The sequence below is a fragment of the Mesorhizobium sp. M4A.F.Ca.ET.022.05.2.1 genome, from assembly GCF_003998845.1.
In the GTDB taxonomy this organism is placed as follows: domain Bacteria; phylum Pseudomonadota; class Alphaproteobacteria; order Rhizobiales; family Rhizobiaceae; genus Mesorhizobium.
In genome coordinates this window covers 1-9767 of sequence record NZ_RZOJ01000228.1, presented here as the reverse complement: position 1 = coordinate 9767, position 9767 = coordinate 1, and the positions used below count along the sequence as shown (strand labels likewise).

12 protein-coding genes are annotated in these 9767 nt (G+C 63.7%); 5 read left to right on the top strand and 7 right to left on the bottom strand.

The genetic code is table 11. The features are described from left to right. On the bottom strand, window positions 1-733 hold a 733-nt coding region (locus EN745_RS22170; RefSeq protein WP_127422253.1), incomplete at its 3' end, for a phosphodiester glycosidase family protein. A 164-nt stretch (window positions 734-897) separates the two neighbouring features. Between EN745_RS22170 and grxD the strand changes: the two genes are divergently transcribed. Further along, window positions 898-1233, top strand: a complete 336-nt coding sequence (gene grxD, locus EN745_RS22165; RefSeq protein WP_126054844.1) for a Grx4 family monothiol glutaredoxin — start codon at window positions 898-900, stop codon at window positions 1231-1233. A 146-nt stretch (window positions 1234-1379) separates the two neighbouring features. Further along, entirely contained in the window at window positions 1380-2624 is a 1245-nt protein-coding gene (locus EN745_RS22160; RefSeq protein WP_127422252.1) for a multidrug effflux MFS transporter, read from the top strand. A gap of 15 nt (window positions 2625-2639) precedes the next feature. On the opposite strand, the gene EN745_RS22155 is transcribed toward EN745_RS22160, so the two are convergent. The 6 genes from EN745_RS22155 to EN745_RS22130 all read right to left on the bottom strand — a co-directional run bounded on the left by EN745_RS22155 (window position 2640) and on the right by EN745_RS22130 (window position 7390). Next, the gene (locus tag EN745_RS22155) at window positions 2640-3467 is read right to left on the bottom strand and encodes an inositol monophosphatase family protein (protein ID WP_126054846.1); all 828 of its coding nucleotides are present in this window, start codon (window positions 3465-3467) and stop codon (window positions 2640-2642) included. Between the two features lie 10 nt (window positions 3468-3477). Then, on the bottom strand, window positions 3478-4335 hold the full coding sequence (gene ttcA, locus EN745_RS22150) for a tRNA 2-thiocytidine(32) synthetase TtcA (protein ID WP_189363121.1): 858 nt from the start codon (window positions 4333-4335) through the stop codon (window positions 3478-3480). Window positions 4336-4491: 156 nt separating this feature from the next. Next, window positions 4492-5109, bottom strand: a complete 618-nt coding sequence (rpsD, locus tag EN745_RS22145; protein WP_126054848.1) for a 30S ribosomal protein S4 — start codon at window positions 5107-5109, stop codon at window positions 4492-4494. A gap of 339 nt (window positions 5110-5448) precedes the next feature. Then, the gene (locus EN745_RS22140) at window positions 5449-5637 is read right to left on the bottom strand and encodes a DUF3008 family protein (protein ID WP_126054849.1); all 189 of its coding nucleotides are present in this window, start codon (window positions 5635-5637) and stop codon (window positions 5449-5451) included. A 60-nt stretch (window positions 5638-5697) separates the two neighbouring features. After that, window positions 5698-6483 carry a glutamate racemase gene (murI, locus tag EN745_RS22135; protein ID WP_127406662.1) on the bottom strand — a complete coding sequence of 262 codons (786 nt, stop codon included), beginning with the start codon at window positions 6481-6483 and terminating at the stop codon, window positions 5698-5700. Further along, on the bottom strand, window positions 6476-7390 hold the full coding sequence (locus EN745_RS22130) for an RNA methyltransferase (protein WP_126054851.1): 915 nt from the start codon (window positions 7388-7390) through the stop codon (window positions 6476-6478). The genes murI and EN745_RS22130 overlap by 8 nt, the downstream gene beginning before the upstream one ends. Before the next feature lie 206 nt (window positions 7391-7596). On the opposite strand from EN745_RS22130, the gene EN745_RS22125 reads away from it, so the two are divergent. The 3 genes from EN745_RS22125 to EN745_RS22115 form a co-directional block, all read left to right on the top strand. Beyond that, window positions 7597-8808, top strand: a complete 1212-nt coding sequence (locus tag EN745_RS22125) for an NADP-dependent isocitrate dehydrogenase (protein ID WP_126054852.1) — start codon at window positions 7597-7599, stop codon at window positions 8806-8808. A gap of 84 nt (window positions 8809-8892) precedes the next feature. Then, window positions 8893-9519, top strand: coding sequence for a glutathione S-transferase family protein (locus EN745_RS22120; RefSeq protein ID WP_127422250.1), 627 nt, complete (start codon window positions 8893-8895; stop codon window positions 9517-9519). Beyond that, on the top strand, window positions 9519-9767 hold a 249-nt coding region (locus tag EN745_RS22115), incomplete at its 3' end, for a hypothetical protein (protein WP_210213767.1). The genes EN745_RS22120 and EN745_RS22115, both read left to right, overlap by 1 nt.

The window sequence follows — 9767 nt, the reverse complement described above, 5'->3', positions numbered from 1 at the left end:
TCCTGTCGCCGTCCGACAGCGCCGAGACCACGCCATCGAGGAACAGCGCATTGGGACAGGACAACGCGTCGCGGAACAGCCGCGCGAAGCTGCCAAGGCTGACTTCCGACCGCGAGATCGCCAGCACGACGGTATCGCCATCGCGCACGCCAACCCCGTTGCGGACATAGCGCGAGGTTCCATTCTGGTCGAAGCGCGGATGCAGCGCGCCGTCGATCACCAGCATCGGGCCCGACTGCGTGGCGAAGACGGAATCGGGCTTGGCGCCGGCATAGGCGCTGCTTTCCATGACCGCGGCCTTGCCGTCCCTGCCGATCAGGAACACGCCGTTCGGCTTCAGGAAGAAATTGCCCTCGGCGTCGGCAAGGTTGAGCGGCGCTCTTTCCCTGCCATCCTCGACAAGCAGCCCGACCGGCGTCAGGTCCTCGTGGTACATGCCGCCATTCATGGCAAGCAGGACCGGCCGCCCCAGCCCCTTCATCGCCTTGTCGAACACCTCCAGCGACCCGTAGGGTTTGCCGTCAGCGCCGGCATGAAAGAGGTCGACGTCATAAGAGTTGAGATCGATCTCGCAGACGACATAGGGGACCGCCTCGAAGCTCAAATCCCGGCACGGAGCGGGCAGTCCGCCGATGACGAGCGGCGGGCGTTCCCGCGGCCTCAGCCAAAGGGCCGCGGCCAGGGCGACGAGCAGGACGCCGATCAGGATCGTCGCGAGATAGCGCTTTTTCATTACGCTCCGGGAGGATTGGCAGCCTAGGGGACTTGGTGCAGCGTCAGGCCATCTTTTGCGCCATTTCGGCGTCAGCAAGGCAAATACCTTGTTTCGGTCAACCTATGGGTTTATTTGATGGTTATGTTTCGAGCCTGACTCCCACAGGCGTGAAAGGATTATCCATGAGCGGTATCAACGACTACATCGACAGCGAAGTGAAGAGCAACGACGTGGTGCTCTTCATGAAGGGCACGCCCGGCTTTCCGCAGTGCGGCTTCTCCGGCCAGGTGGTTCAGATCCTCGACTATATCGGGGCCGACTACAAAGGCGTGAACGTGCTGACGTCGGCCGAGCTGCGCCAGGGCATCAAGGATTATTCCAACTGGCCGACTATCCCGCAGCTCTATGTCAAGGGCGAGTTCGTCGGCGGTTGCGACATCGTGCGCGAGATGTTCCAGGCGGGCGAACTGCAAACGTTCCTCGTCGAAAAGGGCGTCAGCGTCAAAGGCGCCGCCTGACTGAACGCGCCTGCCGGCACCTGACCGGCGGCGCTGCCTTCCGGGGCTGCCCCCACCTCGGCATTTGGTTCCCGATACTCGGGAACGAGACGGATGGATGCGCCGGTCAACCGGCGCACGTTCGTTTTGAAAAATCGGATTTTGCCGTGGACAAGCAGGCAGTGGCGCAGCAATCGGCAAGCAACTTGCCCATTCCGCGCTGGGAATTCATCGCGCTCTGCGCGGCGCTGATGGCGCTCAACTCGCTCGCCATCGACATCATGCTGCCGGCGCTGCAGCAGATCGGCGCCTCGCTCGGCGTGATGAGCGAGAACCACCGCCAGTATGTCATCACCGCCTATATGCTCGGCTTCGGCGGCGGGCAGCTTTTCTTCGGGCCGATCTCGGATCGATTCGGGCGTCGCGCGCCGCTGGTCTTCGGCCTGATCGTCTATGTCGCCGCCGCGGCTGCAGCCGCCGTCGCGCCGAGTTTCGCCTTGTTGCTCACCTGCCGCCTCATACAAGGCTTCGGCGCCGCCGCGACCCGCGTCATCGCCGTCTCGATCGTGCGCGATACGTTCGAGGGGCGGCGCATGGCCGAAGTGATGTCCCTGATCTTCATGGTGTTCATGGCGATCCCGGTCGTCGCGCCTGGCATTGGCCAGTTCGTCATGTTGTTTGCAAGCTGGCACTGGATCTTCGTGACCATGGCCGTCGGGGCGTTGATCATATCGGCGTGGGCGGTGCTGCGCCTGCCCGAGACGCTGCATCCGGAATATCGCCGGCCACTGACGGTCAGCGCGGTCGTCGATGGTTTCCGCATCGTGCTCACCAACCGTCTCACGCTGTGCTATGCCTTCGCCAGCACCTTCATCTTCGCCGCCATGTTCGGCTTCATCAGTTCCGCGCAGCAGATCTATGTCGACATCTTCCATGTCGGCGAGCTGTTCCCGCTGATCTTCGCCGGCGTCGCCGCAGCGCTCGCTTTCTCGAATTACCTCAACTCGCGGCTGGTCGGACAGGTCGGCATGCGTCGACTGTCGCAAGATGCGCTGCTTGTGTTCCTCTGCATCAGTCTTGCCTGGCTGGTCGTCTCGCTCGAAATGACCATGCCGCTCTGGCTCTTCATCACCTTATTTGCCGGCGCCATGGTGCCGTTCGGTGGCCTGGGCGCGAATTTCAACGCGCTCGCCATGGAGCCGCTCGGCGAACTCGCCGGGACTGCTGCGTCCATCCTGGGCTTCATGCAGACCTTTCTCGGCGCCCTGATCGGAGCGGCGATCGGCCAGGCCTACAACGGCACGGTGACGCCGCTCGCCGCCGGCTTCTGCAGCGTGTCGGTCGCGGCGCTGCTGATGATCCTGATTGCCGAGCGCGGCAGGCTGTTCCAGCCGCATAACCCGCCGGTGTGAGCCCAGCCTAAGGTCTTAGTCGGCCCAGAGTTCGCGGCGCAGCTCCTGCCAGCTGTCCTTGTCGGGGGCGACCAGGATGCCGCCGTCGACATGCGAGGGCAGATAGGCGCTGCCGTCGATCCGCGCCGCATAGCCGCCGGCTTCCTGATGGATCAGCACGCCGGCCAGATGATCCCACGGCATCAGCTTGTTGTAGACGACGAAATGCGCGTGGCCGCTGGCGAGCAGCCGGTATTCGTGCGCCGCGCAGCGATAGCCGAACTGCGACAGCGCCTTGGTCTGGTTGCGGGCGAGCCGCGAGCGCTCGGGTTCCGGCAGGTATTGCCAGGAGACGGCGCCCGTCATTTGCGAGATCGGCACGGCCGCCGCGACGCGCACCTTCTCCAGCGCGCCATCGGCGTGGCGGATGTGGCTGCCTGCGCCTTTGGCGCCGATCAGCCAGTCCTTGCCGACGGGGTCGTGGATGATGCCGGCGACGGTCTCGCCCTTGACGACAACGCCCAGCATGACGCCGAACAGCGGCACGCCGGAGGCGAAGTTGAAGGTGCCGTCGACCGGATCGATGACAAAGGCGAGCTCGGCATCGCCGAGACCGCCGAGCAGCGCCGGATTGTCGGAGCAGGCCTCCTCGCCAACGATCATGGCCGAGGGATAGCGCTCGCGCAGCCTTGCCGTGATCACCCGCTCGGCATTGACGTCGGCCTCGGTCACCAGATCGGCGGCCGATGTCTTCTGGCGGATGTCGCCTTCGCCCAGCCGGCGAAAGCGCGGCATGATCTCGGCAGTGGCCGCGTCGGAGAGGAGACCGGCAAGCCAGTCGATGGCGCTATCGTCAATTGTCATAGGGATCGTCTTACCTGTCGTTGAGGGCGGCGAAGTCGAACAGCTTCCTGTCGAGCAGATGCGAGGGCCGCACATTCGTCATGGCGCGGATCATCGTGTCCTTGCGGCCGGGCATGCGCCTTTCGATGTCGTCCAGCATCGCCTTCATGGCATTGCGCTGCAGGCCTTCCTGGCTGCCGCAGAGATCGCAGGGGATGATCGGGAACTTCATCGCGTCGGCGAATTTCTCGAGATCGGCCTCAGCGTTATAGGCGAGCGGCCGCAGCACCATGACGTCGCCCTCATCGTTGAGGAGTTTCGGCGGCATGGCGGCAAGGCGACCGCCGTGGAACAGGTTCATGAAGAAGGTTTCGAGGATGTCCTCGCGGTGGTGACCCAGTACGAGAGCGGCGCAGCCCTCCTCGCGCGCGATGCGGTAGAGGTGGCCGCGCCGCAGTCGCGAGCAGAGCGAGCAATAGGTGCTGCCTTCGGGCAGCTTGTCGGTGACCACCGAATAAGTGTCCTGGTATTCGATACGATGCGCAATGCCGTTGGCATTGAGGTAGTCGGGCAGGACGTGCTTGGGAAAGTTCGGCTGGCCCTGGTCGAGATTGCAGGCGAGCAGTTCGACCGGCAGCAGGCCGCGCCATTTTAGGTCGAGGAGCAGGGCGAGCAGGCCGTAGGAATCCTTGCCGCCGGACAGCGCCACCAGCCAGCGTTCGCCGGGCTTCACCATGGCGAAGTCCTCGATCGCCTGGCGCGTCAATCGCAGCAGTCGCTTGCGCAGCTTGTTGAACTCGACCGACGACGGCACGTCGGCGAACAGCGGATGGAAGCCGCCCTCAGTGTCGTCGCCGACCGGCTCGAGGGATTTGACGTCTGGCAGCATATTCATGGCGCATCGGCCCCAGGGACAGGTGTCGGCGCCCGGATTAGCGCATCGGCTCGGAAATCGAAATCGATTTCTGCGGCGCCGGCATGGCGGTTCGGCAAACAAAAAGGCCGCCCAATGGGCGGCCTTTCGATGGATTGCTGAAGCAACCGATCAGCGCGAATAGAATTCGACGACCAGGTTCGGCTCCATCTGCACGGCGAACGGAACATCCGACAGGCCGGGGATGCGCGCGAAGGTGGCGGTCATCTTGTTGTGGTCGGCTTCGATATAGTCAGGCACATCGCGCTCGGCGAGAGCGACCGATTCCAGCACGATGACGAGCTGCTTCGACTTCTCGCGCACCTCGACGACGTCGCCCGGCTTGCAGCGATACGAGCCGATGTTGACGCGCTTGCCGTTGACGTTGACGTGGCCGTGATTGACGAACTGGCGGGCGGCGAAAATGGTCGGCACGAACTTGGCGCGGTAGACGACCGCGTCGAGACGCGACTCGAGCAGGCCGATCAGGTTCTCCGAGGTGTCGCCCTTGCGGCGGTCCGCCTCTTCATAGACCTTGCGGAACTGCTTTTCCGAAACGTCGCCATAGTGGCCCTTCAGCTTCTGCTTGGCGCGCAGCTGCAGACCGAAGTCGGAAAGCTTGCCCTTGCGGCGCTGGCCGTGCTGGCCGGGGCCGTATTCACGCTTGTTGACCGGGGACTTCGGGCGGCCCCAGATGTTTTCGCCGAGACGGCGGTCGATCTTGTATTTCGCGGATTCGCGCTTGCTCATCGCATTCCCTTTCAAAACAATACACCCGGAACCTCATGCTCCGAGTGAAGGAAACGCGCCCTCCTCTGGCCTCCGTTTTCGAGACCTGACAGGGTTTTCCACGCAACGCGACGGAAAACCCACGGGACACGTCAGTTAACAAGGCCGGGGGAGAAACAATCGAACTTCCGTCTGCCTTGCGCATAAAGAAAACCACCGGGCATTGCGGCCCGGTGTTGGCGCGCTGATTAAACGGAGATTTAGGCGGTGTCAAGCTTGTGCGTGGCACTGCGGACCAATCACCGAGAGCCCGCGGCCCCGCAGGCGGGTTCTTGCTTTTCTTCCCCAAGTGCAGCGAGATCAGCTCTTGGATTTCTTCTCGGGCAAGCCCTTGCGCCTGGTCTCGGCGAATTCCTCGAGCTGCTTTTCGCTCATCGATTCGTACATTCCCTTCGAGGCGCCCTTGAGCTCGCTCTTCTTGGTGTCGCCGCGTTTTGCCGACAGCGCCGCGCCAGCGGCCTTTTGCTGAGCTTTCGATGTGGCAGGCATGGTCGTTTCTCCCAATTGACTATGGGAGGGAACGCAGCCGCCCAGCCGATGTTCCTGCCGTCAAGGGATCGTCAGACCAAAACCCTGCATCAGCCGGCCGATGGCGAAATCAGACTTGCCGGAGGTGAAGACGGCAATGTCGGGCTCGCCTTGCGAGGATCCGTTGACCGGCGGGAGCAAGGACATGGCGCGGCGGGCTATGGCTTCGGCCGGATCGATCCAGTCCACCGGCCAGGGCGCGGTCTTGCGCATGCGGTTGACCAGGAACGGATAGTGCGTGCAGGCAAGCACGACGATGTCGGTGCGCTGTCCGTCGCGTTCGAGGAAGCAGGGCGCGATCTCGCTGCGTACAGCCTCCTCGTCGACAAAGCCCTCGCGCATGTAGACTTCGGCCAGCCCCGCCAGATTGTTGCTGCCGACGAGGCGGACGTGGCATTTCTGCGCCCATTTGCTGATCAGGTCGCGCGTGTACTGCCGCTTCACCGTGCCCGGCGTCGCCAGCACCGAGACCAGGCCGGAGCGGGTGCGCTCCGCCGCCGGCTTGACCGCCGGCACCGTGCCGATGAAGGGGTGACCGGGGAACCTGTTGCGCAGCGCTTCGATCACCAGCGTCGATGCGGTGTTGCAGGCGATAACCGAGATCGCCGGCGAAAACCGGTCGAGCAGCCTGGCGAAGAGATCGAGTATGTGCGTGCGCAGCGCCGGCTCCTCCCAGGCGCCGAAGGGAAAGGCCGCGTCGTCGGCGACATAGACGAAGCGCCGGTCGGGCATCAGCACGCGCGCCTCGCGCAGCACCGTGAGGCCGCCAACACCGGAATCGAACATCAGGATCGGCCGGTCAGTCATTGTCGGTGCCCTTGCCGCCCAGCGGCGCGTCATTGTCGTCGCCATTGGTGCTGTGCGCCTGGCCCGCTTCCGCCTTGCGGGCGCGCGCGGCAGCGGCGGGCAGCCGTCTCGGATCGTCGCCGGGGGAACCGTCGCCGCGCGGCATCGCCGGCGAAAATCTGTCCAGCGACGAGATGATGCCCCTTAGCACCTTCAGTTCCGGCTCGGCGAAACCGGCGCGCGTCAGCACGGCACGCAGATTGTCGACCATCTTCGGTTTCTTCCCTTCCGGGCGGAAATATCCGCGCGCCTCCAGCGCGCCTTCAAGATAGGTGAACAGGCTCTGCAACTGTTCCTTGGTCGCCGGCACGAGTTCCGGTCCGGAGAAGTTGGTTTGGGTCTCGTCATCCAGCCCCGACTTCATCCATTCATAGGACATCAACAGCACCGCCTGGGCGATGTTGAGCGACGAAAAGCCAGGATCGACCGGAAAGGTGACGATCTCGTCGGCGAGCCCGACTTCCTCATTGTAGAGGCCGAAGCGTTCGCGGCCGAACAGAATGCCGGTGCGCTGCCCGGCACGCTGCCGCGTCCTCAGCGCCCTGCCCGCCTCGACCGGTCCGCGCACGGCCTTGAAGCCGTCGCGCTCGCGCGCCGTCGTGGCGAAGACGAAATTGAGATCGGCGATCGCCGAGGCGAGATCGTCGAAGACCCGCACCGCATCGATGACATGATCGGCGCGGCTTGCCGCGGCGCGCGCCTTCTCGCTCGGCCAGCCGTCGCGAGGATTGACCAGCCTGAGCTCGGCAAGACCGAAATTGGCCATGGCGCGCGCGACCATGCCGATGTTCTCGCCAAGCTGCGGCTCGACCAGGATGATCGCCGGACCTGCTGCGGGGGTATCGTTAGGATCTTCGTTGGCTGGCATGGGCGTCAATGAACTGCTGTTTGCGGCATTTCGGCGACCCCTGCCATATTCGGCCGTGAAAATGAAGCTTTGGCAAAGAACGGCATGAAGTCGCGGGCGGATCGGCGTTTGCGCGCTCAAAAGGCCTTTGATATACGCTGCGCATCCCCGGCCGAAAGCCATGCGGGCAAGGCCGTTCCGATCCCCAGCAACGAGGCATTCTTTCCATGGCGAAGATCAAGGTGGCGAACCCGGTCGTCGAACTCGACGGCGACGAGATGACCCGCATCATCTGGCAGTTCATCAAGGACAAGCTGATCCACCCCTATCTCGACCTCAAGCTCGACTATTACGATCTCGGCATCGAGCACCGCGACGCCACCAACGACCAGGTGACGATCGACTCGGCCAACGCCATCAAGAAATACGGCGTCGGCGTGAAATGCGCGACGATCACTCCCGACGAGCAGCGCGTCGAGGAATTCAAGCTGAAGAAGATGTGGAAGTCGCCGAACGGCACGATCCGCAACATCCTCGGCGGCACCATCTTCCGCGAACCGATCATCATGAAGAACGTGCCGCGCCTGGTGCCGGGCTGGACCAAGCCGATCATCGTCGGCCGCCACGCTTTCGGCGACCAGTACCGCGCCACCGACTTCCGCTATCCCGGCAAGGGCAAGCTGACGATCAAGTTCGTCGGCGAGGACGGCACCGTGATCGAGCACGACGTGTTCGACGCGCCGGCCGCCGGCGTCGCCATGGCCATGTACAATCTGGACGAATCGATCCGCGAGTTCGCCCGCGCCTCGCTGAACTACGGCCTGCTGCGCAACTATCCGGTCTATCTTTCGACCAAGAACACCATCCTCAAGGCCTATGACGGCCGCTTCAAGGACATCTTCCAGGAAGTCTACGAGCAGGAATTCGAGGCCGAGTTCAAGGCCAAGAAACTCTGGTACGAGCACCGGCTGATCGACGACATGGTGGCCTCCAGCCTGAAATGGTCGGGCGGCTATGTCTGGGCCTGCAAGAACTACGACGGCGACGTGCAGTCGGACACGGTGGCGCAAGGCTTCGGCTCGCTCGGCCTGATGACCTCGGTGCTGATGACGCCAGACGGCAAGACCGTGGAAGCGGAGGCCGCGCACGGCACCGTCACCCGCCACTACCGCCAGCACCAGAAGGGCGAGGAGACCTCGACCAACTCGATCGCCTCGATCTTCGCCTGGACGCGCGGTCTCGCGCACCGCGCCAAGCTCGACGACAATGCCGAACTGAAACGCTTCGCCGAGACCTTGGAAAAGGTCTGCATCCAGACGGTGGAGTCCGGCTTCATGACCAAGGACCTATCGCTGCTCATCGGCCCCGACCAGCCCTGGCTGTCGACCACCGGTTTCCTCGACAAGATCGACGAGAACCTACAGAAGGCCATGGGGTAAGAACCCAAATTTCGACATGCCGAAGGCTCCGAAAGGAGCCTTCGCTTTTTGGGCAGCAACACGAGCGGAAGCAAGGGGCTGACGATGAGCAAGCCAATCCTGTACGGCGCCGACTACAGCGTCTATGTCCGCATCGCGCGGCTGGCGCTGGAAGAGAAAGGCATCGGCTACGACCTCGTGCCCGTCGATGTCTTTGCCCCGGAAGGTGTTGCGGCCTGGTATCTTGAACATCATCCGTTCGGCCGCATCCCGGCTTTCGAGCATGACGGCTTTCGCCTGTTCGAGGCGAGCGCGATCGCCCGCTATGCCGACGAGGCCTTCGACGGCCCGGCGCTGCAGCCAAAAGACGCGCGCAGCCGGGCAAGGATGAACCAGATCACCGGCCTGCTCGACGCCTATGGCTACCGCGCCATGGTCTGGGATATCGCCGTCGAGCGGCTGGAGCAAAATCCGCCCGACGAGGCCCTGATCGCCAAGGGCCTGTCGCAAGCGGAAGCTGTGCTGCGGACACTGTCGGCGCTGAAGGCCGACGGGCCGTGGCTGCTGGGGTCGCAACTGACCCTTGCCGACCTGCACGCGGCACCGATCGTCGGCTATTTCGTCAAGGTCGCAGAAGGGCGTGAATTGCTTGCCCGATTTGCCGACATCAGCGACTGGTATGCGCGCTTCGCCGATCGCGCGAGCTTCGCCAGGACCGAACAGGCGGGCTGATGCGCGCCGTCCATGTCAGCTATGCGACGCCGAACCTGTCGCAGGCCGGCAAGCTGCTGCTGAAGAGCGCGCGCCGCTTCGGCCTCGACAGTCATCTTTATACGCCGGACCACCCGGTGCTGGTCGACCTGGCGCGAAAATACCCATCGATCATGGCCGCGCCGCGCGGCGCCGGCTACTGGCTGTGGAAGCCGTTCATCACCCTGGACATGATGAACCGCGTGCCGGACGGCACGCCGGTCCTCTAC

Bases quoted from the DNA above. Each gene is read 5' to 3' on its own strand.
- grxD (WP_126054844.1), top strand. From the start codon at position 898: ATGAGCGGTATCAACGACTACATCGACAGCGAAGTGAAGAGCAACGAC.
- EN745_RS22155 (WP_126054846.1), bottom strand. From the start codon at position 3,467: ATGACAATTGACGATAGCGCCATCGACTGGCTTGCCGGTCTCCTCTCC.
- ttcA (WP_189363121.1), bottom strand. From the start codon at position 4,335: ATGCTGCCAGACGTCAAATCCCTCGAGCCGGTCGGCGACGACACTGAG.
- rpsD (WP_126054848.1), bottom strand. From the start codon at position 5,109: ATGAGCAAGCGCGAATCCGCGAAATACAAGATCGACCGCCGTCTCGGC.
- EN745_RS22140 (WP_126054849.1), bottom strand. From the start codon at position 5,637: ATGCCTGCCACATCGAAAGCTCAGCAAAAGGCCGCTGGCGCGGCGCTG.
- murI (WP_127406662.1), bottom strand. From the start codon at position 6,483: ATGACTGACCGGCCGATCCTGATGTTCGATTCCGGTGTTGGCGGCCTC.
- EN745_RS22130 (WP_126054851.1), bottom strand. From the start codon at position 7,390: ATGCCAGCCAACGAAGATCCTAACGATACCCCCGCAGCAGGTCCGGCG.
- EN745_RS22125 (WP_126054852.1), top strand. From the start codon at position 7,597: ATGGCGAAGATCAAGGTGGCGAACCCGGTCGTCGAACTCGACGGCGAC.
- EN745_RS22120 (WP_127422250.1), top strand. From the start codon at position 8,893: ATGAGCAAGCCAATCCTGTACGGCGCCGACTACAGCGTCTATGTCCGC.